This is a genomic window from Alicyclobacillus sendaiensis NBRC 100866 (assembly GCF_001552675.1).
Lineage (GTDB): Bacteria > Bacillota > Bacilli > Alicyclobacillales > Alicyclobacillaceae > Alicyclobacillus > Alicyclobacillus sendaiensis.
Genome location: NZ_BCRQ01000019.1, coordinates 1 through 26561, shown reverse-complemented (window position 1 = coordinate 26561; position 26561 = coordinate 1). Strand labels below are relative to the sequence as shown.

General features: G+C 62.2%; 28 protein-coding genes and 4 tRNA genes. 4 read left to right on the top strand and 28 right to left on the bottom strand.

Features of this window, described 5'->3' with window-relative positions:
• Positions 1-5 precede the first annotated feature (5 nt).
• From AS26_RS05570 to AS26_RS05560, 3 genes are all read right to left on the bottom strand, one after another.
• Positions 6-1619: a sodium:solute symporter family protein gene (locus AS26_RS05570; RefSeq protein WP_062306992.1), complete on the bottom strand. Its 1614-nt coding sequence runs from the start codon at positions 1617-1619 to the stop codon at positions 6-8.
• Between the two features lie 372 nt (positions 1620-1991).
• Entirely contained in the window at positions 1992-2909 is a 918-nt protein-coding gene (locus AS26_RS05565) for an aldo/keto reductase (protein WP_062306989.1), read from the bottom strand.
• Between the two features lie 91 nt (positions 2910-3000).
• The gene (locus AS26_RS05560; protein WP_062306987.1) at positions 3001-3783 is read right to left on the bottom strand and encodes a sugar phosphate isomerase/epimerase family protein; all 783 of its coding nucleotides are present in this window, start codon (positions 3781-3783) and stop codon (positions 3001-3003) included.
• Between the two features lie 128 nt (positions 3784-3911).
• On the opposite strand from AS26_RS05560, the gene AS26_RS05555 reads away from it, so the two are divergent.
• On the top strand, positions 3912-4106 hold the full coding sequence (locus tag AS26_RS05555) for a hypothetical protein (RefSeq protein WP_062306985.1): 195 nt from the start codon (positions 3912-3914) through the stop codon (positions 4104-4106).
• A 20-nt stretch (positions 4107-4126) separates the two neighbouring features.
• On the opposite strand, the gene AS26_RS05550 is transcribed toward AS26_RS05555, so the two are convergent.
• The 6 genes from AS26_RS05550 to AS26_RS05525 form a co-directional block, all read right to left on the bottom strand.
• Positions 4127-4420: a 4a-hydroxytetrahydrobiopterin dehydratase gene (locus tag AS26_RS05550; protein ID WP_062306983.1), complete on the bottom strand. Its 294-nt coding sequence runs from the start codon at positions 4418-4420 to the stop codon at positions 4127-4129.
• 4 nt (positions 4421-4424) lie between these two features.
• The gene (locus tag AS26_RS05545) at positions 4425-4979 is read right to left on the bottom strand and encodes an NUDIX domain-containing protein (RefSeq protein ID WP_062306979.1); all 555 of its coding nucleotides are present in this window, start codon (positions 4977-4979) and stop codon (positions 4425-4427) included.
• 184 nt (positions 4980-5163) lie between these two features.
• Positions 5164-5237, bottom strand: a tRNA-Cys gene (locus AS26_RS05540).
• Positions 5238-5295: 58 nt separating this feature from the next.
• Positions 5296-5370: transfer RNA gene (locus AS26_RS05535), tRNA-Gly, on the bottom strand.
• Positions 5371-5375: 5 nt separating this feature from the next.
• Positions 5376-5451, bottom strand: a tRNA-Phe gene (locus AS26_RS05530).
• A gap of 13 nt (positions 5452-5464) precedes the next feature.
• Positions 5465-5539, bottom strand: a tRNA-Ala gene (locus AS26_RS05525).
• A gap of 180 nt (positions 5540-5719) precedes the next feature.
• On the opposite strand from AS26_RS05525, the gene AS26_RS05520 reads away from it, so the two are divergent.
• Complete coding sequence (locus tag AS26_RS05520) at positions 5720-6202, top strand: PepSY domain-containing protein (RefSeq protein WP_062306976.1); 483 nt, start codon at positions 5720-5722, stop codon at positions 6200-6202.
• An 82-nt stretch (positions 6203-6284) separates the two neighbouring features.
• Here the strand turns inward: AS26_RS05520 and speD are convergent, their stop codons facing one another.
• The 7 genes from speD to AS26_RS05485 all read right to left on the bottom strand — a co-directional run bounded on the left by speD (position 6285) and on the right by AS26_RS05485 (position 12172).
• A complete protein-coding gene (speD, locus tag AS26_RS05515; protein ID WP_041695357.1) occupies positions 6285-6668 on the bottom strand; it encodes an adenosylmethionine decarboxylase in 384 nt (127 codons plus the stop codon).
• Between the two features lie 250 nt (positions 6669-6918).
• On the bottom strand, positions 6919-7620 hold the full coding sequence (locus AS26_RS05510) for a rhomboid family intramembrane serine protease (protein WP_062306974.1): 702 nt from the start codon (positions 7618-7620) through the stop codon (positions 6919-6921).
• 7 nt (positions 7621-7627) lie between these two features.
• Positions 7628-8782, bottom strand: a complete 1155-nt coding sequence (locus AS26_RS05505) for a glycosyltransferase family 4 protein (RefSeq protein WP_062306971.1) — start codon at positions 8780-8782, stop codon at positions 7628-7630.
• Positions 8783-8801: 19 nt separating this feature from the next.
• The gene (locus AS26_RS05500) at positions 8802-9107 is read right to left on the bottom strand and encodes a hypothetical protein (RefSeq protein ID WP_062306969.1); all 306 of its coding nucleotides are present in this window, start codon (positions 9105-9107) and stop codon (positions 8802-8804) included.
• Positions 9108-9217: 110 nt separating this feature from the next.
• Positions 9218-10426 (bottom strand): ABC transporter permease, encoded by a 1209-nt coding sequence (locus tag AS26_RS05495; RefSeq protein WP_062306967.1) that lies wholly within the window; start codon positions 10424-10426, stop codon positions 9218-9220.
• Positions 10413-11099, bottom strand: coding sequence for an ABC transporter ATP-binding protein (locus AS26_RS05490; RefSeq protein ID WP_062306965.1), 687 nt, complete (start codon positions 11097-11099; stop codon positions 10413-10415). The genes AS26_RS05495 and AS26_RS05490 overlap by 14 nt, the downstream gene beginning before the upstream one ends.
• A complete protein-coding gene (locus AS26_RS05485; protein ID WP_245629632.1) occupies positions 11096-12172 on the bottom strand; it encodes an efflux RND transporter periplasmic adaptor subunit in 1077 nt (358 codons plus the stop codon). Before AS26_RS05485 ends, AS26_RS05490 begins: the two co-directional genes overlap by 4 nt.
• Before the next feature lie 112 nt (positions 12173-12284).
• Between AS26_RS05485 and AS26_RS05480 the strand changes: the two genes are divergently transcribed.
• Entirely contained in the window at positions 12285-12677 is a 393-nt protein-coding gene (locus tag AS26_RS05480) for a hypothetical protein (protein ID WP_245629631.1), read from the top strand.
• A 69-nt stretch (positions 12678-12746) separates the two neighbouring features.
• Positions 12747-13184 (top strand): CBS domain-containing protein, encoded by a 438-nt coding sequence (locus tag AS26_RS05475; protein ID WP_008340229.1) that lies wholly within the window; start codon positions 12747-12749, stop codon positions 13182-13184.
• A gap of 98 nt (positions 13185-13282) precedes the next feature.
• On the opposite strand, the gene AS26_RS05470 is transcribed toward AS26_RS05475, so the two are convergent.
• From AS26_RS05470 to ilvE, 12 genes are all read right to left on the bottom strand, one after another.
• Positions 13283-13501 carry an alpha/beta-type small acid-soluble spore protein gene (locus tag AS26_RS05470; protein WP_062306957.1) on the bottom strand — a complete coding sequence of 73 codons (219 nt, stop codon included), beginning with the start codon at positions 13499-13501 and terminating at the stop codon, positions 13283-13285.
• 191 nt (positions 13502-13692) lie between these two features.
• Positions 13693-14826 (bottom strand): citrate synthase, encoded by a 1134-nt coding sequence (locus AS26_RS05465; protein WP_062306956.1) that lies wholly within the window; start codon positions 14824-14826, stop codon positions 13693-13695.
• Between the two features lie 153 nt (positions 14827-14979).
• Positions 14980-15537, bottom strand: coding sequence for a manganese efflux pump MntP (locus tag AS26_RS05460; RefSeq protein ID WP_062306952.1), 558 nt, complete (start codon positions 15535-15537; stop codon positions 14980-14982).
• Complete coding sequence (locus AS26_RS05455) at positions 15531-16928, bottom strand: glutamate ligase domain-containing protein (protein WP_062306950.1); 1398 nt, start codon at positions 16926-16928, stop codon at positions 15531-15533. Before AS26_RS05455 ends, AS26_RS05460 begins: the two co-directional genes overlap by 7 nt.
• A 105-nt stretch (positions 16929-17033) precedes the next feature.
• Positions 17034-17642, bottom strand: a complete 609-nt coding sequence (gene leuD / locus AS26_RS05450; RefSeq protein ID WP_062306947.1) for a 3-isopropylmalate dehydratase small subunit — start codon at positions 17640-17642, stop codon at positions 17034-17036.
• A complete protein-coding gene (gene leuC, locus AS26_RS05445) occupies positions 17642-19057 on the bottom strand; it encodes a 3-isopropylmalate dehydratase large subunit (protein WP_062306944.1) in 1416 nt (471 codons plus the stop codon). The genes leuD and leuC overlap by 1 nt, the downstream gene beginning before the upstream one ends.
• The gene (gene leuB / locus AS26_RS05440; protein WP_062306942.1) at positions 19057-20136 is read right to left on the bottom strand and encodes a 3-isopropylmalate dehydrogenase; all 1080 of its coding nucleotides are present in this window, start codon (positions 20134-20136) and stop codon (positions 19057-19059) included. The genes leuC and leuB overlap by 1 nt, the downstream gene beginning before the upstream one ends.
• A gap of 79 nt (positions 20137-20215) precedes the next feature.
• Positions 20216-21250: a ketol-acid reductoisomerase gene (gene ilvC / locus AS26_RS05435; protein WP_062306939.1), complete on the bottom strand. Its 1035-nt coding sequence runs from the start codon at positions 21248-21250 to the stop codon at positions 20216-20218.
• 100 nt (positions 21251-21350) lie between these two features.
• The gene (ilvN, locus tag AS26_RS05430) at positions 21351-21881 is read right to left on the bottom strand and encodes an acetolactate synthase small subunit (protein ID WP_062306937.1); all 531 of its coding nucleotides are present in this window, start codon (positions 21879-21881) and stop codon (positions 21351-21353) included.
• The gene (gene ilvB / locus AS26_RS05425) at positions 21878-23608 is read right to left on the bottom strand and encodes a biosynthetic-type acetolactate synthase large subunit (RefSeq protein WP_062307035.1); all 1731 of its coding nucleotides are present in this window, start codon (positions 23606-23608) and stop codon (positions 21878-21880) included. The genes ilvN and ilvB overlap by 4 nt, the downstream gene beginning before the upstream one ends.
• Before the next feature lie 36 nt (positions 23609-23644).
• Complete coding sequence (gene ilvD, locus AS26_RS05420; RefSeq protein ID WP_062306935.1) at positions 23645-25318, bottom strand: dihydroxy-acid dehydratase; 1674 nt, start codon at positions 25316-25318, stop codon at positions 23645-23647.
• 151 nt (positions 25319-25469) lie between these two features.
• Positions 25470-26357 carry a branched-chain-amino-acid transaminase gene (gene ilvE / locus AS26_RS05415; protein WP_062306934.1) on the bottom strand — a complete coding sequence of 296 codons (888 nt, stop codon included), beginning with the start codon at positions 26355-26357 and terminating at the stop codon, positions 25470-25472.
• Positions 26358-26561: the final 204 nt, after the last annotated feature.

Genomic DNA, 26561 nt, shown 5'->3' with positions numbered 1-26561 from the left:
ATGGATCACCAGAACGCGATATTCAGGCCCACCAGGATCACGAACACAAGGGCTGCCAAATAACCCGGGCGTTTGTACCAGGGATAGCCGCTGTAGTCAGGCCGTTTGCTGAGGCCGTACACAAGGCCCTCCAGCTCTTCGGGACGCTTGCCCTTCGTCACGAGGCTGACCAGAACCGTGACGACGACCGTGATGACCCACGCCCACCAGGCGCGCCAGAAGTTCCCCGCATCCGGGCTCGAGAACATATGCGCGGGCAGGAAGAAGTACAGGGCGAAGGCACCGACGATACCGGCGAGCAGGCCCCAGAATCCGCCCCACGGCGTCGTTTTCTTCCAGAACATCCCCAACAAGAACGTGGCGAACAGCGGCGCATTGAAGAACGAGAACAACGTCTGCATGTAGTCCATCACGCTCGGGAAACCGGCCGCGAAGTAGGCCGTACCGATGCTGATGATGACGCCTACCACGACCGCCCAGCGTCCCATATTCACGTAGTGCTTGTCCGAGGCATCCTTCTTGATGTACGCCTGGTAGATGTCATACGTCCAAACGGTCGTGAACGCCGTGACATTGCCCGCCATACCGCTCATGAAGCTTGCGAGCATGGCCGTGAGTCCAAGCCCGAGCATGCCAGGCGGATAATACTTCGCAATGAGCAACGGAAGCGCCAGATTGTAGCTCATGTTCGGCGAATGGCCGATCTTCGGAAAGATGGCGAGCGCGATGAGCCCCGGGATGATGACCAGGATCGGCACAATCATTTTGAAGAACGCCGCGTAGATCGGCGTCAATTGGGCGGCGCGCAAGTCCTTAGCTGCCAACGTGCGCTGCACGACGAGAAAGTCCGTCGTCCAGTATCCGAAAGAGAGCACAAATCCCAGCCCGAGCACCACGCCAAGCCAGCCAATCCCCATCGGGTTGTGCGACGGCGAGCCGAGGTTCGCCCAGAGATGTCCGAAGCCCGCGGGCAACCGAGACATCATGCCTTGCCAGCCGCCCAGACTGTGCAAGCCGATGAGCGGAATGGGAAGCAAGCCAGCCCAAATCAAGAAAAACTGGACGACCTCGTTGAAAATGGAGGAGGTCAGACCGCCGAGCGCCACGTAGATCAACACCACGAGTGCAGACACGAGAATGCTGGTATCAAACGACCAACCAATCAGGATCTGGAAGATCAGAGCCATGGAGTACAGGCTGATGCCCGACGTCAAGACGGTCATCACGGCAAACGCGATGGCATTGAGCGCGCGGGTCGCTTCATTGTACCGCAGTTTCAAGAACTCCGGCACCGAGCGCACCTTCGACACGTAGTAAAACGGCATCATGTACAGGCCGAGAAACAGCATAGCCGGGATCGCGCCGATCCAGTAAAAGTGAGTCGTGAGCATGCCGTATTCGGCGCCGCTCGCGGTCATGCCCAGAATTTCGAGCGCGCCAAGGTTGGCGGACAGAAAGGCCAGGCCCGTGATCCAGGCCGGAATGGATCGGCCGGACAAAAAGAAATCCTCACCAGTGCGAACGCGGTTGCGAAGGACGAATCCGACACCGAGGACGAAGGCGAAGTAGACCAGGATGATGATGTAGTCCACGGCGTTCGCGTGAAATAGCGCGTGCACCCGATGCACCTCCTACAAATCAGGGTTTGGACCGATAGCGATTTCAAGTCGCTTACATGCACTCGTGACCACATCCCGCCGGAGGACGCGCACACGGTCAGTATGCGCCCGGAGGTAGCGGCTCATGTGCTGGGCCTGCATCGCCACCTGCGTGAAGACGTGTACAGCGCTGCCGCTATCGCGTGACCGCCTCCGAATATAGCAATTTGGACAAAGAAAGACAAGCGAAGATCGCGAGTTGAGCACGTTTGAAAAGGCGTGAACGCAAGGCGGATCCCCTTTTTGAACGGATCGCCCAAATCAAGATGGTTGATAGCTCAAATAAAAAGAGGACCGGCCTGCGCGCCGATCCTCGTCCTCGCCCGCCCTCCATCAGGGCAGCTGATAACCCGCCGCGAGGTAGATCTCGTACCACTCCTGCCTCGTCAGCTGAATGTCCGCCGCTTGACAAGACGCGCGCAGGCGGTCCACGTTCATGGTCCCAATGATGGGCTGCATCTTTGCCGGATGGCGCAGCAGCCAAGCGATGGCGATGGTGACGTTCGACACGCCGTACCGCGACGCGATCTCATCCAGCTTCTGATTCAACTCGGGAAACTTCGGATTGTCCAAGAACACCCCTTCGAAGAAACCGTACAGGAACGGGGACCACGGCTGAATCGTGATGTCATGGATCCGGCAATAGTCGAGAACACTCTCGTCGCGATCGACCGCCCATTCGTTCCCCATGTTCAGGTTCATGCCCTGCGCGATCATCGTCGCATTCGTGATGCTCAGTTGCAATTGATTGGCCACAATCGGCTGGTGGACATACTTTCTCAGCAGCTCAATTTGCATCGGTTTATGATTAGACACGCCGAAATATCGAACCTTGCCGGTCGTCTGCAGAATTTCAAACGCCTCGGCCACTTCTTCGGGTTCAACAAGCGCATCCGGTCGGTGCAAGAGGAGCACGTCGAGGTAATCGGTGCGAAGGCGGCGCAGGCTCCCGTCGACGGCCTCTAAAATGTGTTCTTTTGAAAAGTCGTACATCCCTTTGCGAATGCCACACTTCGACTGCAGGATGATCCGCTCGCGCACGTCGTCGTTCATGTGAATGGCCTCGGCGAACTTCGCCTCGCACTCCCCGCCACCGTAGATGTCCGCGTGATCGAAAAAATTCGCGCCAAGTTCAAGCGCCGTCTGGATGTATCGCTCGGCTTCCGACTGACTGAGGCGATCAATGCGCATACAGCCAATGCCGACGACGGGCACCTCTAGGTGCGTGCAACCGAGTTTCATCGTTCGCATCCTTAACGTCCTCCTCTGAACAAGGTCTCGCCATGCGTGCTCGAGTTCATAGGCCGCGGCGGGCCTCGGCGAGGACACCGCCGTTGCCGCGTTATCGCCCTCCGCCGCCCAAATAACTGAGCCTGCGAATGGCTTCCCCAGCCTGCCTCAGTTCGGGGACCGGGTCTTCAAAGTTGCACTCGATGGAGATGGGGCCTTGGTAGCCGATCTCCCGAAGCGCCGCAAACCATTCCCGGACGGGAAGCGATCCGCTGCCCGGCCACTTGCGCTCTTCGTCCGCAACGTGCACGTAACCGATGCGCCCACGCGCTCGATGGAGTTCACGGACGGGCTCGCCATTTTGCACGAGGTGATAAAAATCGACGAGCAAATCAACGCGAGGGTGACCAAGCTCTTGCACAAAGGACACCGCTTCTTCCACCGTGTTGATGAGATTCGTCTCCGCGCGGTTGAAAAACTCGAAGTGAACCCACATCCCGTACCGAGCGGCGAGATCGCCCGCCATCCGCACCACCCGGGCCAGTTGCGCGCGCGCCTCTTCCTGCGGAAACCCGTCAGGCACGCGCCTGTTTTTCCCCGCCCCGAAGCCCACATGTTGGCCGCCGAGATCGGCCATTCGGGCGAACGCAACATCCAGATAGCGCGCGATCTCGTCCATATCCACCGCCGGACCGACGATGGGCATGTCCGGCGGAAACAGGCGATTGAACGCGAGCAGCGGAACCTGATTCCGCAACAACTCGTCGCGAATCGTCTGCCATTCCGCGTCCGACTTGCTTGGGTTTGTTACCTTCGCGTTCAGTTCCGCGTAGTCAAACCCGGCGTCGCGGACAAAGCGCAACTCTCGAGGCCCCACATAGCACCCTAACAGCACGCCACTCCCCCCTCGTAAGCGCTTGCTAGCCGCGCACGTTCCCTCGGCGTGCGCCAGTTTCACTTTGGTCCTCCGCAGGGTACAATGAATTTAAACCATCACGCCCGGCGGACGAAAGGAGATTTGCGATGAGCGACATTCAATACGTGATCAGCGTGATTGTATATGAGGACGGCCATTGCGACGTCATGTGGGATTCCTCCGTGCCGATGGAGCACTGCTATGAAGCGCTGAAGGAGGTCACCGATGACATGGCCGCGGCACTGGGTCCCAAGCCCCCGGCTCCGCAAAACCCAGGCGCCAAGATTTTGCGGCTAAAATGACGTGACGGCGCTCTGCGCTCTCACGTCGCCTCTCTCGAGGTGTAGAGTCCTTCGATCTCCTTGGCCTCGTCAAAATCCTCAGATGTCAAACCACCGGCGTGCCAAGTCGTGAAGCGCAGGGTCACGTACTTGTAGTCGATGGAAATGAACGGGTGATGGTTTCGGCGTTCCGCGATTTCCGCCACGCGATTCACGAACGCCACGGCTTCTGGGAACGATGCAAACCCGAACCGCTTGCGGATGAATTGCTCCTCGCGCTGCCATCCAGGCAATTCCGCGAGCCTCCGCTCGATCTCGTCCTCCGACAATTTCATCCTCTCACCCTCGTTTCAGACCGTGTTGCTCCATCCACAGGAACGCCTTCAATAGCCCAACCACACTCACGGCATCCGTGATTTCGCCTCGCAGGCACATCTCAACCGCGTCTTCCAAAGGAACCCATGCCATAGTCATCGTCTCGGTAGGCTCACGCTCCGCTTTCCCGAAGGACAAATCTTGCGCGAGAAACAAATGCGTCTCCTGCGTCGAGATGCCCGCGCTCAGGTGCGCCATTCCGAGCGGCGTCCACGAACGCGCGGCAATGCCGGTCTCCTCCCGAAGTTCCCGCGCAGCGGCCATCTCTGGCCCTTCCTCGCGAAACTGGCCGCTCGGAATCTGCCACAGGAACCTGTCGACCGGAAACACGAACTCGCGGAGCAGCGCCACGCGTTGTTGGTCATCCACCGCCACGACGCCCGCGTTATGCCCCGCGTCGACGACACCGTAGAGGCCGGGCTGCCCGTCTGGGCGAAGGACGTCGTACTCCATCACCCGGATCCATGGATTTTGATACGCGACTCGCTCGGAGAGAACGGTCCACAGGTGTCGCCGCAACGATACCCCTCCTACAACCACGTCAGCACAAGGATTCAAAAATCACAGAAAAGATTATAGCACAACGATCACGCGGGCGACGCCAAATCGCGTTGCGTCGTGGGGCTGGAGGTGTGAACATGCCGGGAACGAAAAACGCGGCCGCGAAGATCTCGCGAGCCGCGTCACAACAAGCTTTTTCAACTGGAGGCGCCGGCCGGATTCGAACCGGCGGTGAAGGTTTTGCAGACCTCTGCCTTACCACTTGGCTACGGCGCCTTGAGGCTGCGCAACCCGGACGGAGACTCGCCCCGCCCGGGTCCTGCAGCGAATGCCCTGGAGCGGAAGACGGGATTCGAACCCGCGGCCCTCGCCTTGGCAAGGCGATGCTCTACCCCTGAGCTACTTCCGCATGGGTGGTGGCTCGGGACGGAATCGAACCGCCGACACGAGGATTTTCAGTCCTCTGCTCTACCGACTGAGCTACCGAGCCGCCGTGTACCATATGGTGGAGCCGATGGGACTCGAACCCACAACCCCTACGCTGCCAGCGTAGTGCTCTCCCCTTGAGCTACGGCCCCGCAACGCACGAGATAGATTATACATTGTGTTCGGCCATCGCGCAAGTATGTATTTGCGTTTTTTAACTCGTGGTCGGATCCGTCATGCGGCGCGCAGCAAAAATTCCATAATATGCATGTTCACGTTGGCATTGGACATGCTAATTTCGACAGCTCAAGTCACGCAAAGGAGTGAGCCCCATGAAACGATGGTTCCTCACCGCAGCCGCGGCAGCCTGCCTTCTATCGACCGGGTGGTGGCAAGCGCCCGCACGCATTCTTGCTGCTCCAGCCGTCGAATCGGCGGAACCGAACGCCCCCGTCAACGGGCCTTCTCACCAGTTCGAGATCCATTCCAGTGTGCAGGTCTCGCGCGAGACGCTTCGCGAGGCCTATCAGGCGAGCCACGACGCGTACACCAAGAAACTGCAAAAGTATGCAAAATGCACCGAGGCGCAGGCACGCAAATCGGTCATGGCGGAACATCCGGGCTGCAAAATCGAGGACATCCAGCTCCGCAACATCCGCACAAACTTGGTATACATGGCTATTGCGCGCGACGACGAGGACAAATATCTCGTCATCGTGGACGCGGGCAACGGCAATATCCTACTGGATCGACGCATTCCGACACACCACGAGCGCGTTTTCGCAGGCGCACCGGTTCCGAGCCGGAACGAATAAAAGGGCGCCCACTTCGCGCCCCAGACACGCGCGGGGGCGCCGATGGATCGGCGCCCCGATTGCCGAGCGGCACTCTCCTCCGTTAGAGCGCGCGCACCTTCACATCGTGCACCTGTATCTGGCCTACGCCGCGAGGAAGCTCTATTGCTTCAAGGCGCTTCGCGCCCAGGTACTTCGTGATGTAGTCGCACGCCACATTCGGATCGATGCGATCCCCGCAGGTGTACACATCGATGCTCGCGTAGCCATGCTCGGGAAAGCTGTGAATCGTGAGATGTGACTCCGAAATGATGACGACGCCGCTGACGCCCTGCGGCGCGAACTTGTGGAACGCAACCTCGCGAACCTCCGCGCCCGCCTCTAAGGCCGCGGTCACCATGGCGCGCTCGATCCCGTGAACGTCGTTCAGACGCTCCGGATCACACTCCCAAAGCTCTGCAATGACGTGACGCCCCATCGTGTCCATGAAAAAAGTCCCCCTTTGCAAACAAATCGGCCATGCCGTTCTGAAGAAAAAGGCATGTGGAATCGCACTTACACCACGGGGGAAAGTTAGTCCTCAGAGGTCCTAACCCTTTAAGTGTAAGTCCTCTTCCATTTGCAGTTGACTGCACTCGCCATGGCGCACGTGGACATCATGCGCCGTCCGACAGGTCAACACTACGATGAGTAGTATACGGCCTCCCTAGACAATTTGCAATCAGGAATTGAATGCCTCACCAGGACAGTGGCAACGGCGTCGCCAGATCCCACACCAGGCTGAATCCACAGGCCAAGCTGCAGATCCAGGCCAGGACCGTCCAAAACCGTGGGTTCCGAAGCCATCTGGCAAATGCGTAGGTCAAGGCCATCCCGGTGGCGAGCCCGCCCAAGTGCGCCATCCAGCCGATGGTTCCCAGATTCATGATGTCGATCACGACGTTGATCGCAAGGACCATCAGCAACTGGTTGCGGACATATGGCGGAAACATCCCCATCAAGGCGAGCGCAAGCATCGCGCCGAAGAGGCCGAAGATGGCCCCGGACGCGCCGGCCGAGACTTGGTCCGGCGAAATAGGGAGCGTCAGCAAGCTGCCGACGGCGCCCGAGATGACGTACAGCGCGATGAACACCGGCGTCGACAGCGCCTGTTCCACTACAAACAACGTCCACAGCGAGACCATATTCACGAGGATGTGCCAGAGGCTCACGTGGACGAACATGGTACTGAGGACGCGAAACCACTGTCCGTGCCCCACGAGCGGCGGATACAGCGCGCCTGCGCGCAGCAGGCCGAACGTCGACCGGCCCGTGATGGTCTCGACGATGAGGTACCACAACACCGTGACGGTCAGAAAGGTCCACCCAGCAGGGGCGGGATCGCCGTAAGGTGTCGGAGGTAAGAAGCGAACGCGCCATACGCGCCGCCGTCGCCACATGATGGATTCACCTCGTCTGTTCAGGATTCGCCGGGAGCCGCCAGCCGCTTCTCACCGCATCTTCTTCGAGCACCGTGTAGCCGCGCTCGTACGCCACGACCATGCGCTCCGGGGTGTAGCGTGGCAACACAAGCCGCTCAAACCGTTCGACATACGACGCCCGCAGAGCGGCGTCCGTGAGCATTTGGCGCAGGGCACGCGCGAGGGCCTCGGCATCGCCGGGCGGCACGAGGACCCCCGCCTCGCCGTCGAGCAGCATACGCCGAATGCCCGGCACATCCGACCCGATGTTCGCGGCACCGTAATAGCCGGCCTCCAACATCGAGGTGGGCGCTCCTTCGCTCTTCGACGGCAGAACGTGAACATCGATGGCGCAATACAAGTCCCGCACATCCTGCAGATGTCCAAGGAAATGAACCCGTGATCGCACGCCACTGGCCTCCGCCGCCGCCTCTAATCTCGCGCGATCTCGCCCGTCGCCTGCCACAAGCAGGTGGACGTCCAGGTCTGAGAGACGTGCCAGAGCAGCGATGGCGACGTCAATTTGCTTGACGGGATCGAGCCGAGCCGCAATACCGATGAGTTTCGTTTCTGGGTTCAAACCTAACCGATGCCGCCATTCCGCCGCGCATACGTCACGCGAAGTCCGCGGCGGAATCGGATAGAAGGCGTTGGGAACCTCCAGGATGGTCCGACAGGGAAGGGCGTCTCCCAGCGCGGGTTGGACCACAAACAGGCCGCGCGCTCGGGATAGGCGCCACAGATGAAGGCTCGGAAAGAGGGCAGCTTTCAAGGGGTGCCCCTCGAAGTCATATCGAGGATGGCTGTGAATCGTTGCGGTCCAGATGACCCCCGCGCTGGATGCGGCAAACGATGCGATCAGGTTCATGCGGGGCCCGTGGGAATGGAGAATCCACGCGCGCTCGCGTCGGAGCACGCGAGCCAAATCGCGAATGGCGCCGACCGTCCCGGCGACCGCGCCGTGCAACATGCCCATTTGCCGCAGCTCGCCCGCGAGCGGCCCATCCCCCAAGCTGACAAAACGATAGTGGTAGTCGACCTGTCCGCCCTTCAGCGCCTTCGCCCACGTCACGAGGTGCGTCGCAGCGCCGCCCACTTCGTTCCCGGCAAAAAATACGATCACGGTGCGCTCCGAAGCCAACCGATTTCCTCCAACTCTCTCAACAGGGGCGGTAACCCTGCATGGTGTGCGCCTGAATGTACCGATCCAAGTCCTCTTCATCAAACCAGAACGGCCCTCGGTACAGAAACACGTAATCGACGGGCGTATGAACTCGCTCCGCCGTGAACGCGAGGATATGGTTCCTCCGAACCGTCACGTCCGGCCAAACGTCTTCAAAGCGCCGATTGATCCGATTGTACTGCTCAGGCGTCATGCATGGCAAAAGGCACACAAAAGCCTCATTCGGCAGTTCAAGCACATCATAATTTTTTCCGTCGTACTCGATGTTCAACCCCAAGCGCATCCGCAACCATCCTTATCAAGCACAACCTCGATGTCGCCTATCTTCACACTCTCTGCCCTCAGTATACTGGACAGCCCAAATAGGTACAAACAGCGCGCAACTTATTCGTATTATTCGTACCGCAGGGCGTCAACCGGATGGAGATTCGCCGCCTTCGCCGCCGGATACAGCCCGCACACCACGCCGATGGCCGCTGAGAAGACGAACGCCAGCGCGCCGACCGTCCACGGCACGAAGGCCGGAATGCCGGTCAGCGCCCGCAGGGCAGCGCTCACCACAACCCCCGTCGCAATCCCGGCGACGCCTCCCATCGACGTGATGACCATCGACTCCACAAGAAATTGGAGCACGATGTCACGTTTCCTGGCACCGAGCGACACGCGAATTCCAATCTCCTGCGTCCGCTCGGTGACCGACACCAGCATGATGTTCATCACGCCAACGCCACCCACGAGCAGCGCGATTCCCGCCACCGCGCCAATCACGGCGGTCAAGATGGTGGTCACCTTTCCAACCAAGGCCGCAACACTCGCGGCGAGACCTGACGAGTCGATGAAGGCCGTGGGATCGCCCGCATGGATGTTGAGCGCCAACACGATGCGGTTCGCGAGGCTCTGGACGTCGACGCCCGGCTGCACGACGACATCCATCTCAGACGCTGTCCAATTCGGGAAAATATCTTCGCACGTGGTGTCGGGTATGTACAGATTGTCACTCCCCATCACCAGCGAGTACAGGCTCGCCTGCTCCGGCTGCGCAACGCCGATGACTTCGAGCGGCACGCCGGACAAGGTGATGATCGCGCCGAGTGGATTTCCGCTCCCAAACAGCTTATTCGCGAGCGACTGGCTGATGACCGCGACGTTGCCGTGAGACAAGACGTCCTCCGCGGTGAACATATGGCCGCGGACGACGACAAAGCGGGCGAGGCGGTCCAAATCCGCCGGACCGGCGAAGAGCGTCACATTGTCCGACTTGTCTCCGCTCTGCACCACGGCCGTGCCGTAGAAGGTCTCGTTGACGCTCTCCACGCCAGAGAACGATGCGGTGATGGCGAGATCGGAATCGTCGATGGAAAGCACCTGCCCGGGCTGTGGCAAACCAGGCGCGACGAGCTCTCGCGGCACAATTTGAATCACGTTGGACTGGTTTCCGCCTGAAATTTCCCCAATGACGAGCGCTTTGCCGCCGTTGCCGATGGCGACAATGGCGAGAATGGAGGCCACCCCAATCCAGATGCCGAGCATCGTGAGGAATGCCCGTGTCTTGTTGGCCGCGAGCGAGGCCAAGGCCATGCGGAGCATCTCATCGAGGTTCATCCGGCACCTCCTCTCGGACGATCTCGCCGTCCACCATGTGCAGGATGCGCTGACCGGCTCGCGCGACACGCGGGTCGTGCGTGATGACCATGACGGTTCGGCCGTCCGCGTGGAGGTCCTGCAGAATGCGGAGGATCTCCCCACCCGTCTGCTGATCGAGCGCGCCCGTGGGTTCATCGGCGAGCAGCACCGCAGGGTCATTGGCCAGCGCGCGCGCGATGGCGACGCGCTGCCGCTGACCTCCCGACAGTTCATTCGGCAGGTGGTGCGCGCGGTTCGCCATGCCGACCATCTCGAGCAGTTCCATGGCTCTCGCACGCCGCTTGCTGCGAGGCACGCCCGCGTACACCATGGGAAGCTCCACGTTTCGCACGGCGGACATGCGCGGGATGAGGTGAAAATTCTGAAAGACGAACCCGATGTGCTGATTGCGGAGGCGAGCGAGTTCGTTCGAAGGCAGATGGAGCACGGACGCGCCGTTCAGCTCATAGTCACCCGACGTCGGCCGGTCCAGGAGCCCGAGGATGTGCATGAGCGTGGACTTCCCACTGCCCGACGGCCCCATGACCGCGACGAACTCCCCCGGGTGGACCTCGAGATGAATGCCCTTCAGCACCGGGACGAGCTGATCCCCCACAGTATACGACTTCGTCACACCCACGAGGCGAATCATGACGTGCGCACGGCCTCTCCGCTCGCAAGATTGTCCGGCGGATTCACCACGACGCGATCGCCCGGCGACACCCCGGAAAGCACCTGGACCGCGGTGTCGCTCGTCATGCCGAGCTTGACCGGCACCAGATACACTCGGCCGTTTCTGAGCTCGTAGACCGCATAGCCCGTTCCGTTCTGCACAATGGCGCTGTAGGGCACGGCAGGCACGGGCGCTGGGGATTGGCTTTGGATGCGACAAGTGAGCTGATACCCGTAGGGAACCGGGAATGAGCCACGCGGCTTGACCGTCACTTTCACGACCGGAGCGCCACTGGAGGAAAGTTCTGCATAGGGCGCGATGGCCGTCACCACCCCGGCAAACGTCTGATTGGGATACGCGTCCGTCTGCATCGACGCCGTCATGCCCACTTTGATCTGCGCGGCGTCGACCTCCGACAAGTCCATGACGACGTCCTTGGCGGGGCTCACCACCTCGACGACCGGCGTCGGGTTGCCGTCAGCGTCGACGCCATTCGGATTTGCGATGAGCACCACGCCGGAAAGGGTCGCGGTGATGGTCAACTGGGCCTCTTGCGCCTCCGCCTGGGCAAGTTGGCTTCTCGCCGACGCCACCGAAGCCAAAGCCGCGTTCAATTGCGGCAGAAAGAGCGCCTTAAGCGCCGTCGGGGCCTGATTGTACTGCGCCAGCACGCGCTGATACGCCGACTCCGCGTCGGCGAGCGCCGATTTCGCCGCCTCCACGCTGGCGTTTGCAGAAGCCGTGTTCAACTGAATCAGCGGTTGCCCTGCCTGCACCCGCTGCCCCACGTGCACCAGCACGCGCTCGACGGGCGCCGGCAGGTTGTCCAAATTCACGATCTGACGGGCCACCGGTCTTACGGTGCCTGACGCGAGCGTCACGCGCTTGATGCGCTGGAGCGAAACAGTCGCGGTCTGCACGACAGGCAAGGCGTGCCGAGATCGCCATAAGGCGAGTCCAGTCGCGAGGAGCGCCACGAGGACGACCGCAAGCCCTACGGCAGCGGCGATCCGCCGGCTTCTCCGCTGTTCTGACGAGATGGCCAAGGACACCCCTCCCGATCAAGTCACGTAGTTAACATACCACACGGGCGCTCGAACGGACATCGAAGCTCATGGCCTCGTCCCGGTCCGCATACACATCGAAATAAACGGATGAAGCGAGGTGCCCTTCTTGAAACCGAGATGGGTTTGTCGAATCATTGGGTGGATATACGCTGCCCTGGGTGCAGCTGGTACCTTGAGCCGGGACATCGGCGCCTATTTTCGATTCACACCTGTGGAAGCTTATCTGTACCTCGGCCTCGGCGTGTGGGCCGTCTGGGCTGCGCGCCGCCGCACGCGGACCAGCGTTCTGGCGCTCGCGTGCGTCGGGCTCATCTCGTTCGCATGGGCGCTGTCACCCTGGATGGGCCTCCCTGCTCTCGTCGTCCGCGCCATCGGCCCGCAGCAGCCCCTGGACCTCCTGATCCGACAACTGGTGGCCATCTGGGGTATCGGCACGGCTGTCAAAGCGGTGCTCGACTGGCGCCAATCCCATCGATCCACCACCGCCTGACCCTTCGCCGACGGTGCTCGCGGGACATACTACGGCGTGTGAACCGATGACAGCGAGGAGGGACGTCACATGAAAGTTCAGCAGATCATGACCACGGACGTCGCGTGCTGCTCGGCGACCGACTCCATCCAGAAAGCCGCTCAGGCGATGAAACGCGAGAACTGCGGGTCTATCCCGGTATGCGAGAATCGCCGCGTCGTGGGCATTGTCACCGATCGCGACATCGTGCTGAAGGCCGTGGCGCAGGGCAAATGCGACGCTCGAGTCGAAGACTGCATGACCAAGGCGGTCGTCACCGGCCGGCCTGACATGGACGCGCACGAAGCTGCCGATCTCATGGCGCAGCATCAAATTCGGCGTCTGCCCATCGTGGACGAGCGCGGCGACCTGTGCGGCATCTTGTCGATTGGCGATCTCGCCACCGTCGACATCCACGTGAACGAAGCCGGCGCGGCGCTCAGCAAGATCTCCGCGCCCACGGAAGCCCAGAACAACATCGTCCACTGAACTTCATCGGTTCGCCGACACCCCGCACCCGCGGGGTGTCGGCGTGTCGACACGGAAAAGGCTGGGGTCCGCGCCCCAGCCTATCTCGCGTTCGAATGTCACGGCGATCCCACGTTGCCTTGCGCCAGCCGCTCCTGCGCATAACGGACGAGTCGTTTGGTGATACTGCCACCGATGGAACCGTTCTCGTATGACGAGACGAATCCCCAATAGCCGTCCGCGGGGGGCGTGATGCCGAGTTCTCCCGCTATCTCGTACTTCATGTCCTGCAGTGCTCGCGACGCTTCATCGAGCAGCAGTCGCTGATTCCTTGCCATGATCCATCCCTCCCTGGCCCTTAGCATGCCCCGGGAGAGGAGACGGCGCGCTGCGAATTCGCGCCAGCGGGCGAAAGCCCTGGTACGCTGTCGGCGAGCGCTCAAGAGCGCGCTCAAAGCCCGCCCTGTAAGCGTGAACGGCGCGCCATATATCGGCACGCCGTTCATCAAAACATCTTGGAAGACAGCGCTCAGCGCTCGCTGAGTGGGACGAACTTCCGGTCCGTCGGTCCGACGTACTCGGCCCGCGGGCGGATGAGGCGATTGTTCTTGTACTGCTCGAGCACGTGGGCCGTCCAACCGGAGATGCGGCTGCACGCGAAGATGGGCGTATACAGGTGCGTCGGGATGCCGAGCGAATAGTAGAGCGACGCCGAGTAGAAGTCCACGTTTGCGTGCAACCCCTTGACCTCGAGCATGTGCTTTTCAATCGCCTGGGACATCTCGAACCACTTGGTTTCGCCCTTCAGCTCGCCCGCCTTTTTGCTGAGTTCGCGAAGGTGCGTCGCGCGCGGGTCTTCAGTCCGGTACACGCGGTGACCAAAGCCCATGATCTTCTTCTTCTGCGCGAGCGCCTCGTCGATCCATGCAATGGCCTTGCTCGGTTCGCCAATTTCGAGCAGCATGCGCATCACTTGCTCGTTGGCGCCGCCGTGCAAAGGACCTTTGAGCGTCCCGATGGCCGAAGTGATGGCAGAATACATATCCGAAAGGGTGCCTGCCGTGACGCGCGCCGAGAACGTCGAAGCGTTCAATTCGTGGTCTGCGTGCAGAATGAGTGCGGTGTTAAAGGCTTTCTCCTCGAATTCCGATGGTTTCGTGCCGCGGAGGAGATAGAAGAAGTTCGCAGCGGCGCTCAGCGAAGGATCCGGTTGCACGGGGTCCAGTCCTTGGCGGATGCGCTCAAACGAGGTGACGATGGTCGGGATCTTCGCGACGAGACGAGCGGCTTTGCGGTAGTTCGCTTCCAGGCTCTCGTCGCCGTCGTCCGGATCGTACAAACCGAGGAACGAGACTGCCGTGCGCAGGACGGCCATGGCGTTTGCATCTTTCGGAAGCCGTTTCAACAGGTCGAGCACAGGTTCAGCCAGGGCGCGCTCGCGCGCCAACTCCTCGGTGAACGCTTTCAGCTGTGACTGATTTGGCAGATCGCCGTGCCACAGAAGGTACACGACCTCCTCAAACGACGCGCCGCCGTCGACAAGATCGTGGATGTCATACCCGTAGTACAGAAGGCGCCCCTGTTTCCCATCCAAGAAGCAGATTTCGGACGTGTTGGAGACCACGTCTTCCAGTCCGGCTTTGAATGTCGTTTCCGCTGCCATCAGCAGAACCTCCTCATCCCTCGCGATCTCGCCCGCATCCCCTGGGTCAAAGCGAGATCGCCCAATGCCGTATTTTGTACTCGGTCATTATACTACATCCGTCGGTGCGCTCAAAAACCGTCAAGTTTCGGCAGGACAAGGATACGCGGGATGTCATGCCATGGCGGCCATCCAGCCGGCGACCGCGAGGAGCACGAGGCCCGTCAGCCGCTCCGCAGGCAGCTCCGCAGGCCATTGCGCCAAGCGCGAGGCGAGGAAACGACCAGCCTCGAGCCCGGCCACCGTGAGAAGAAAACTGACGGTGCCAAACACGACACCGGCGAACGCGAGCGGGGCGCGCATCACGCCGAGGCTGAATCCGACGGTCAGATTGTCGATGGAAAGCGCGATGGCAAGCAGGATGATCTGGAGGCTCTTGGCGCGCTCGACAGCCTCCATGTCGTCGTCCACCTCGCCCCGCTTCAACAAACTGTAGAGGCCGAGAAGCGCCAAGATGCCCACGCCGACCACGTGCGCGCTTCGCCCCAGCACGCTGGAGACCTCGCGGCCCACCAAGATGCCGAGGACAGGCATCCACGCCTCAAAGACCGCGAAGATGAGCGCGACGCGCCACTGCTCGCGGCGGCTGAGCCCGGAAGTGCCGAGGCCAACGGCGGCCACTCCGTTGTCAAGTCCAATCCCGAGGGCGATGAGAAGCAGCTGCGTCAGCACGTCGCTTCATCCTCTCCAGTGTGCATCCAAATGGGCCCCGTCGGCACGCCGAAGTGGCGCAGCGCGTCGCCGACAAACGACTGCGTGCCCACGAGCAGGACGAGATCGTCCCGGGACGCCGCTTCGAGCGCCTGGCCGATGGCTTCGTGGGGGCTCGACTCGCGGGACGCGGCGTAGCCCATCGCCGCCGCGAGCGACACCAAATCGCGCGTGAAATGAAGCGCTGGGTTGGTGGTTTCGGTGAATAAGATGCGATGCGCCATGGGCCCAAGCTCTCGCAGAACGCCTTCGGCGTCCTTGTCGTCCGGCAGAGACAGCACGAGGTGAATGCGGCCGCGCCCCTCCCGCCCAAGGCGCCATGCCTCGGCGAAGCGCCGCACGTACGCCGCGCTCAGTCCGTGAATCGCGCCATCAATCACCACGTCCGGCTCGCGCCGCACTCGCTGAAGCCGCCCAATCAGCGTGAGCCCTCGCAGGTCGACGGCCAACTCGCGCGATGGCCGGCCGAGATCGCACAACACGCGGTGCGCAGCCGCGGCGGAGGCTGCGAGGTTGTCCGCGTAGGGAACCAAGCGCTCGTCCACGCGGATGTCCGCGGTAAACCCGAGCCCGCGGACCTTCACACGCCCTTCGGCACTCGCGCCATCCAGCGACCACTCGACGTCGCTCCCCACCTCCATCACCTCGCCGCCCCTGGCGCGAAACGCCGTCAAGAACGGCGCCATCACCTTGCGCGAGAGCGGCGGTTGCGCACTCAGCGCCGCCCACGCCGCGTGGTCCGTCAAGATGCCCATTTTGGCGATCACGACATCTTCCCAAGTCGGCCCCAGCCTGTCCAGGTGCTCACCGAAGATGGGCGCGACGATGGCCCCGCGGTGCACCACCTGGTTCACGTCGTCGTGACGCGCGCCGCGGCCAAGTTCGTACACAGCGGCCTCGACGCCCTGTTCCGCATACCACACGGCCGCCATGGCGGCGACGAGGCCGACGGGACCGAGATATTGATCGGGCGGCACGGCGAGTCCTGACGCGGCCTCACGGACGGCGGCGCCGACGCGCACAAAGTCCGCCTCCGGAATCGGCATGCCCTGCAGCCGGATCCGCTCGAGAAAGTCGATCAAATGAGGGCTCGTGAACAGCCCGACGCGCACGCCCATCTGCTGGAGGATGGCGGCGGTGAGGATGGCGTGCGATCCCTTGCCCTTGCTCCCGGTCACAGCGACGTTGTACACGCGCTCGTCCGGCCTACCCATCGCGTCGAGCAGGCGCCTCGTCCACTCAGGGTGTCGCACGTCGCGATCGAACCCCTGCCGTTTCTCCCGCGGCACTTGGCTGTAGGACGAGAAGATCCAGCGAATCGTCTCGGTGACTTGTTCCGCAATTGACGTCATGAACGAATGTCCCTCGCTCTCCGCGGGTAGTGTATCACAGGGCGAGGCGCGCGCAAACAGACGGCCGCTGGAGGGCCATCCCCAGCGGCCGAGCGGGCGTTTTGGTTATGCGTAGACGAACTGATACGGGCGTCGCGACGCTTCGTAACGGGCGATCTCGTCCTCGTACTGAAGCGTGATGCCGATGTCGTCAAGCCCGTGGAGCAACATGTGCCGCTTGTGCGGATCAATCTCGAAGGAGAAGGTCACGCCGTGATCCGTCGCGGCGGTCTGTTGCTCGAGATCCACAGTCATGCGGCGCCATTCGCCCCGCGCGTGCGACTCGGAGAGCTGCTTGTAGAGCTCGCGCGGGATGCGAATGGGAAGGAGGCCGTTTTTGAAGCAGTTGTTATAGAAGATATCGGCAAACGACGGGGCCAGGATGACCCGAAACCCATAGTCGCGAAGCGCCCACACCGCGTGTTCGCGGGAGGAGCCGCAGCCGAAGTTGTCGTCGACCAAGAGGATGGTGGCGCCTTTTGCCTCCGGCCGATTGAGCTCGAAGTCGGGATTGGGCGATCCGTCCGGCAGGTACCGCCAGTCGAAGAACAGGAACTCGCCGAATCCGTCGCGCTCGATCCGCTTGAGGAACTGCTTCGGAATGATTTGATCCGTATCCACGTTCACGCGGTTCATACAGACCACGAGGCCCTCGTGCCTGACGATAGGCTCCATCACGCCGTCACTCCTTCCGAGGTCAATTCCCGGACATCGACGAAGTGCCCCGCGATGGCCGCGGCCGCCGCCATGGCCGGGCTGACGAGGTGCGTGCGTGCACCTTTCCCCTGGCGGCCTTCGAAGTTCCGGTTGGACGTCGACGCGCACCGCTCCCCGGCCGGAATGATGTCGGGATTCATGCCGAGACACGCGCTGCACCCGGGCTCGCGCCACTCGAAGCCCGCTTCGAGAAAGATCTCGTGGAGCCCTTCGGCCTCCGCCTGCTGCTTCACCTGTTTCGATCCCGGCACCACCACCGCTCGCACGCCGTCCGCGACGCGCCGGCCCTTGACGATGCTCGCAGCCAGGCGCAGGTCCTCGATGCGCGCATTGGTGCAGGAGCCGATGAAGACGTGTTGAATGGGGATCTCCGAAATCTTGGTTCCCGGTTTCAGGTCCATGTACTCGAGCGCCTGGCGGATGGCCAGCGCCTCCTCCTCGGACTTCGCATCCTTTGGATCCGGCACGACCCCGCTGATGCCGGTCCCCTGACCCGGATTGGTTCCCCAAGTGACCTGCGGCTCGAGGTCGTGGACGTCGAACACCACGTCGACGTCGAAGACGGCGTCGAGATCGGACTTCAGTTCGCGCCACTCGGCGACGCACGCCTCCCAGTCCTCGCCTTTCGGCGCATAGCGCCGGCCCTGGACGTACGCGATGGTGGTCTCGTCCGGCGCCATCATGCCCGCCCGCGCGCCGAACTCAATCGACATGTTGCAGATGGTCATCCGCTGCTCCATGCTGAGCTGCGGAATCAGGCTTCCCGCGTACTCCACCACGTGGCCCGTGCCAAAATTCACGCCGTACTTCGCAATGAGGCCCAAGATCACGTCCTTGGCGGTGACGCCGGGTTGAAGCGCGCCGTTCAGCTGAATGCGCATCGTCTTCGGCCGGCTCTGCCAGAGGCATTGCGTGGCGAGGACGTGCTCCACTTCGCTCGTGCCGATGCCAAAGGCGAGCGCGCCAAAGGCGCCGTGCGTCGACGTGTGGCTGTCCCCGCAGACGATGGTCTTCCCCGGCATGGTCAGGCCAAGCTCCGGCCCGATGACGTGCACAATCCCCTGGAACGGGCTGTCGAGTCCAGCCAGTTGGACGCCAAACTCGCGGCAGTTCTGCTCGAGCGTCTCAATCTGCTTGCGGGCAATGGCATCCCGGACGTCCTTGGGATTCACCGTCGGCACGTTGTGATCCATGGTGGCAAACGTCAACTCGGGGCGGCGAACCTTGCGCCCCGCGAAACGGAGCCCGGCGAACGCCTGGGGCGACGTCACCTCGTGGACGAGGTGCAAATCAATGTAAAGAAGCGTCTGTCCGTCCGGCAATTCCTTGACCACGTGCGCATCCCAGACTTTTTCAAACAAGGTCCTCCCCATTAACCGAGCCTCCTTTTCACGTCCTCGCAAACCATGGCACTGACTTCCGCCGTTTTGACAAACGCCTCGCCATGTCTGGCGAGATCGCGCGTGCGGATACCCCGCTCAATCACGCCGTGCACCGCCTGTTCGATGGCGTCCGCAGCCTCGGGAAGGTGCAGCGAATGCCGCATCATGAGCGCCACGGACAAAAACGTCGCCAACGGATTGGCGAGGCCTTGGCCCGCGATGTCCGGCGCGGATCCGTGCACGGGCTCGTACAGGCCCGGTCCGGCCTCGCCGAGGCTCGCGGAGGGCAGCATCCCGATGGAACCCGTGATGACAGCCGCCTCGTCGGACAAGATATCGCCGAACATGTTCTCAGTGACGATCACGTCGAACGTCTTCGGCCGCGTGATGATCTGCATGGCGGCGTTGTCCACCAGCAAGTGCTCGACCGATACGCCGGGGTAGTCGGGAGCGACCTCCTCCACCACCTCGCGCCACACGCGGCTCGACTCGAGCACATTCGCCTTGTCAACCGAGGTCAACCGCCCCCGGCGACCCTTCGCGAGTTCGAACGCCATCTTCACGACGCGGCGGATCTCGGCGCGCGTGTAATGAAGCGTGTCCACCACCGCCTCGCCGCCATCGAGGCGCGCCTTCGGCTCGCCGAAGTACAGACCGCCCGTCAGCTCGCGCACAATGATGAAGTCCACACCTTCCACGAGCTCCGGTTTGAGCGGGGAAGCGAGCAACAGCCCAGGCCAGGTGCGGATGGGCCGCAGGTTCGCATAGACCTCGAGCGCCTTGCGGATGCCGAGCAGCCCTGCCTCGGGGCGCTTGTCGCCAGGGAGATGATCCCACTTCGGCCCGCCGACCGCGCCGAGCAAGACGGCGTCCGCCGCGCGGCAGAGCCGCACCGTCTCTTCCGGCAAGGGCGATCCTGTCGCGTCCAGCGCGCTGCCGCCAATGAGGCCTTCCTCGAGATTCCACGTCTCACCCCGGCTCGCGGCAACCACCTGGATCAGCTTGACCGCCTCCGCGGTGACTTCGCGGCCGATGCCGTCTCCCGGCAGGATTGCAATGTTCTTTGTCATGCCATCCGTCCCTTTCCACTCGGATGTTACAGAAGCGAAAGGCGAGCGCAGGCGCCCGCCTTTGTGCGCATGGACGCGATCAAGCCCGGTCCGCGGTCGCCGGGACGCGATCGTCCCCCGGCCGTTTCGCCTTGATGAACGGCATCATGCTGCGCAACTTGCGCCCCACCACCTCGATGGGATGCTCGAGTTCGCGCCGGTTGATGGCGTTGAACATCGGCCGATTGGCCTGATTTTCGAGGATCCAGCTCTTGGCGAAGGCTCCGCTCTGGATGTCGGCGAGGATGCGGCGCATCTCCTGCTTCGTCTCCTCGTTGATGACGCGCGGACCCGACGTGAAGTCGCCCCATTGCGCCGTGTCTGAAATGGAGTACCGCATGTATTCCAGACCGCCCTCGTAAATGAGGTCGACGATGAGCTTCATCTCGTGCAGGCACTCGAAGTAAGCGATCTCCGGCTGGTAACCCGCCTCCACCAGGACCTCGAATCCCGCCTTGATGAGCGCCGACAGACCTCCGCAGAGAACGGCCTGCTCGCCGAACAAGTCGGTCTCGGTCTCCTCGCGGAAGGTGGTGGTGAGGATGCCCGCTCGGCCCGCGCCGATGCCGCGCGCGTACGCGAGCGCGAGGTCCTTCGCCTGCCCGCTCGCATCCTGGTGCACGGCGATGAGCGCCGGCACGCCGCCCCCCGCCTCGTACACGCGGCGCACGAGGTGACCCGGGCCCTTCGGCGCCACCATGAACACGTCGACGCCCTTTGGCGGCTGGATCTGCGAGAAGTGAATGTTAAACCCGTGGGCAAACGCCAGCGCCTTACCCGATGTGAGATACGGGCGGATCTCCTGCTCGTACACGGCCGGCTGCCGCTCGTCCGGCAACAAGATCATGATCACGTCCGACTCTTCGACGGCCTCGCCCACCGCCATGACGCGAAACCCATCCGCCTCCGCCTTGGCCCAGGACGAACCCGGCCGAAGCCCAATCACGACGTCAAACCCGCTGTCCCGGAGGTTTTGCGCGTGCGCATGGCCCTGCGACCCATAGCCGATGACCGCGATCCGCTTGTCCGCAAGCGGCTGAATCGAGATGTCGGCGTCGTAGTAGATCTTCTCCATTTCATTCACTCCTCGCTTATGTAGAGGTTGCCACGCAAGGTGGAAGGTCGTTAGTTACTGCGTGCTCAGCGGGGCTTCGCGCCCCGCCGCGACAGAACCGTTAAATGTGAAGGACCTGCGCCTCTCCGGACCGCTTCGCATCCGCCGAGGATGCCGCTTCGCGCGGCAGCGCGGTCAACCCCGTGCGCGCCAATTCGCGAATGCCGTACGGCCGGAGCAGTGCGATGAGCGCGTCGATCTTCTCCGCATCGCCAGTCACCTGCACCGTCACCGTCTCGCGCCCGACGTCGACGATGTTGGCCCGAAAAGGCTCGATGAGCGAATGGATGACCGCCCGCTCCGCGATGGGGCTCGACACGCGGATGAGTGCCAGCTCGCGCGCGACCCTCGCCTGATCCGTGAGATCCGTCACTTTCAGCACGTCGATCTGCTTGTGAAGCTGCTTGATGACCTGCTCCAGCGCAGCCTCGTCCATGTCGCTCATGACGATGGTCATGCGCGAAATCTCGGGGTTTTCCGTGATGCAGACGGTCAGACTCTGGATGTTGAACCCCTTGCGCATGAAAAGCGCCGTGATGCGGTTGAGCACGCCAGGTTTGTTGTGCACCAGCACCGACAAGACGGGCGTCATGGCTTCACCCCCACCATCTGGTGGATACCTGCACCCGGCGCGACCATCGGGTACACGTTCTCGTTCGGGTCCACGACGCACTCCAAGAGACCCGGACCGGGCTCCCGCAGAAACGCCTCGAGCTTCGCGCTCAACTCCTCGTCCCGCTCCACGCGCGCCGACGGGATGCGGTACGCCTCGCCCAGCTTGACGAAATCCGGCTGCCACGGAAGCAGGGATTCTGAGTACCGCTCGCCGTGGAACAACTCCTGCCACTGCCTCACCATGCCGAGCGCGCTGTTGTTGACGATCACGACCTTGATGGGCAACTGATGCTCACCAATCACGGCGAGCTCCTGCAGCGTCATCTGGAACCCCGCGTCGCCAAGGATGGCCACCACGAGCTTATCCGGCTGGCCGAAGTGCGCGCCGATGGCAGCCGGTAAGCCGAACCCCATGGTGCCAAGTCCGCCGGATGTCACCCACCGATCCGGCTGATTGAGCGGGAAGAACTGCGCAGCCCACATCTGGTGCTGGCCGACGTCCGTCGTCACGACGACGTCACCCTTGGTGATCCGCGCGATTTCCGCGATGAGCCGCTGCGGCTTAATGTGCGGTCCATCCTGAACCCACCAGAACGGAAGCTCCCTTTTGACCTGCAGCAATTCCTCGCGCCACGCCTCCGCGTCCGGCGGCGGAACGTCGATGCTCAACATCATGGAGAGCGCCTCGCCGACGTCGCCCACCACGGGGATGTCCGTCGGCACGTTTTTGCCGATCTCGGCCGGATCGATGTCGATGTGCGCCACCACCGCCTGCGGCGCGAAGTGCTCCAACTTGCCGGTCAGCCGGTCATCGAAGCGGGCGCCGAGGTTGATCAGAAAATCCGTCTCGTACAGCGCCTTGTTGGCCGCCGCGCTGCCGTGCATCCCGCCCATCCCCAAGCAGAGGGGATGAGACGCCGGGAAGCTGCCGAGACCGAGCAGCGTCTGGACCACCGGAAGCTGGTACTTTTCCACGAACGCGAGCAGCTTTTCCGTCGCCCGCGCGTGGAGCACGCCCGCGCCCGCCAGCACCACCGGCCGCTTGGCGTGTTGCAGGCCGTGCATCAGCTTGCGAATCTGCATGTGGTGAGGCACCACGGTCGGCTGATACCCAGGCAACTGCGGCGGATCGTCATAGGCAAACCAGGCCTCTTCCCCCGACACGTCCTTGGGAATATCGATCAGCACAGGCCCTTTGCGGCCCGAGTTGGCGATGTGGAACGCCTCTTTGAAGACTTTCGGAATTTCCGACGCGTGCCGAATCTGGTAGTTGTGCTTGGTGATGGGCGTCGAGATGCCGATGATGGACGTCTCCTGAAAAGCGTCGGTGCCAATCACGGTCTTCGCCACCTGTCCGGTGATGGCCACGAGCGGAATGCTGTCCATCATCGCGTCGGCCAAGCCGGTGACCAGGTTGGTGGCGCCAGGCCCGCTTGTGGCGATCACGACGCCCGGCTTGCCCGTTACGCGAGCGTAGCCCTCCGCAGCGTGAATGGCACCTTGCTCATGGCGTGTCAACACGTGTCGAATGCCACATTGGTAGAGCGCGTCGTACAGCGGCAGCACGGCCCCACCCGGGTAGCCGAAGATGACCTCGACCTGCTCGCGGCGCAGCGCTTCTACGACCATGTCGGCACCTTTCATCCACATGGCTCCGCCTTCTCCCGAGCGCGTCAGCGTCTCGTCATCTGCCGGTTTCGACATTCCAGGCATCGCGTTTCCTCCTCTCCACAAGGGTTCTCATGCGTCCACCGTCAGAACGGCACCGGTGTTCGCCGACGTGACCAGCTTCTGATACCGAGCGAGGTAGCCCGTCAGCTTTTCCTTCGCAGGCGGTTGATACCGCGCCCTACGCGCCGCCAGTTCCTCGTCCGACACCTTCAGCGTGATGGTGCGATTCGGGATATCAATCTCAATCTCGTCCCCATCCTCGACGAGCGCAATCGGCCCGCCCACGCCGGCCTCGGGCGAGATATGGCCGACGCAGATCCCTCGCGTGGCCCCCGAAAAGCGGCCATCGGTGATGAGCGCGACCTCGCGGCCGAGGCCCCGGCCCACGATGGACGACGTCGGCGCCAGCATCTCGGGCATCCCTGGCCCGCCCTTCGGCCCCTCGTAGCGAATGACCACGACGTGGCCCGGTTGCACCTTCCCGCTGTTGATCCCTTCCATGGCCTCGTCCTGCGAATTGAAGCAGATGGCGCGCCCGACGAACCGCTGGATGTCGGGATCGACCGCGCCCACCTTCAGCACCGCGCCGTCCGGCGCGAGGTTGCCAAACAGGATGGACAGGCCGCCTTCGCGGCTGTAGGGGTTGGAGGCCGGGCGAATAACGCGTTCGTCGAGGATCTTCGCGTCCTTGACCTGTTCGTACAGCGTCTTGCCCGTCACCGTGATGCGATCCGGGTGAACCGCGTCGGTGTGCTCGCACAGCTCTCGAATGATCGCCGAGACGCCACCCGCGCGGTGCACGTCCTGGATGCTGTATTCGGACGCAGGGCTTATCTTTGCGAGATACGGCACTCTTTTGGCAATTTCGTTGATGTCGTTCAGGGAATAGTCGATGCCCGCCTCGTGCGCGATGGCCATCAGGTGCAGGACGGTGTTGGTCGATCCGCCCATGGCCATGTCCAGCGCGAACGCGTCATCGATGGCTTCGCGGGTGATAATGTCGCGCGGCCGAATGTCCTGCTCCACCATGCGGATGAGGTGCTTCGCGGCCTCATAGATGAGCTCGTGGCGCTCCTTGGACGTGGCGACCAGCGTGCCATTGCCGGGGAGCGCAATTCCCAACATCTCCATGATGCAGTTCATGGAGTTGGCGGTGAACATGCCCGAACACGAGCCGCACGTGGGGCACGCGTTCCGCTCCAGATCCAGCAGGTCATCCTCCGAAATCTGCCCGCTCATGTACTGGCCCACGCCCTCGAAGACCGAGCTCAAGGAAAGCGGCCGACCGGTGCGCGACCTGCCGGCTTCCATCGGACCGCCGGAGACAAAGACCGCAGGCACGTTGCAGCGCACCGCCGCCATGAGCATGCCAGGCGTGATCTTGTCACAGTTGGGAATGAAAAAGACGCCGTCAAACCAGTGGGCGTTGATCATCGTCTCGGCCGAGTCGGCGATGAGCTCGCGGCTCGCGAGCGAATACCGCATGCCGATGTGCCCCATGGCGATCCCGTCGTCCACGCCGATGGTGTTGAATTCGAACGGGACACCGCCTGCCTGGCGAATGGCATCTTTCACGACTTCTGCAAATTCGCGGAGATGAACGTGACCCGGAACGATGTCGACGTACGAGTTACACACGCCGATGAACGGTTTGGACAGATCCCTGGGTTTCACACCCGTGGCATAAAGCAGGGCCCTGTGGGGCGCCCGGTCCACGCCCTTTTTGATCATGTCGCTTCTCATTGGATTTGCCACTCCTCGCAAAACCTTGTCTATCTCTGTCTTCTCCGCGTCTTTCGTGTTGACGTGACCGTCTCGCCGGACGATTTTCGTCCGGCGAGTTCACGCGCCGCCCTCGTCCGAGCGCAGCGCGCGCTGGGCAACACCGCCGATTTCAGACCCGGGCGCCCTCGATTCGCACGCCGTCCGCGCGCACGATGTCTTGGAAGGCGGCGTGCACCCGCTTCGTCACCGGCCCCGGTACGCCCTGACCGATGACGCGCCGGTCCACTTCGACGACCGGGACAATTTCGGCCGCTGTGCCCGTGAGAAACACCTCATCGGCGACGTACACGTCGTGCTGGGTGAACGGCTCCTGCCGAACCTCGAGGCCGAGTGCAGGAGCCAAATCGATGACCGCCTGACGCGTGATGCCTTCGAGCGCTCCGAGATACGCCGGCGGCGTGAAGAGGACGCCATCTCGCACGAGAAAGATGTTCTCGCCTGACCCCTCCACCACGTAGCCCTCATGGTTCAGGACAATCGCTTCGTTGGCACCCGCGTGCATCGCTTCCATTTTGATCAGGATGTTGTTGAGGTAGTTCAGCGACTTGATTTTCGGATTGAGCACGTCGCCTCGCGGGCGCCTCGTCGCGGCCGTGATGGCGCGAATGCCCTGCTCGTAGAGCGCCTTGGGAAACATCGAGAGCTGCTCCGCGATGATGAAGACGCGGGCCTTGGGGCAATTGTATGGATTCAGCCCCAGGTCTCCGCTGCCGCGCGTGACCACGAGGCGGATATACGCAGAAGACAGGTGATTGCGCCGAACGGTCTCGCACACGAGTTCTGTCAACTCTTCTGGCGTATATGGAATCTCAAGGAGAATGGATTTGGCCGACCGAAAGAGCCGATCGATGTGCGGCCCGAGGCGGAATACGTTTCCGTCGTATGCGCGGATGCCTTCGAAAACGCCATCGCCATAAAGGAGGCCGTGATCGAACACTGACACGCTGGCTGCGTCGCTGGAGACAAATTCGCCGTCGAGAAAAACCTGTAATGCCACGTCCAACGCCCCTCTCTCGCCCAGTCGGCGAGTTTCTCTCTCGCGTGTCTTCGTCGGTTGGCAAAGATCGATTGACGAAATATTCCGTCAAAACAAGACCGCCAACTCAAGTGCCTGAAGCACTCGAATTGTCACGCGAATTGGATGACTTGCTCGTCATTGTAGTACGCTCGGCCCGCGCTGTCAATTGCCGAGCGACCCTTG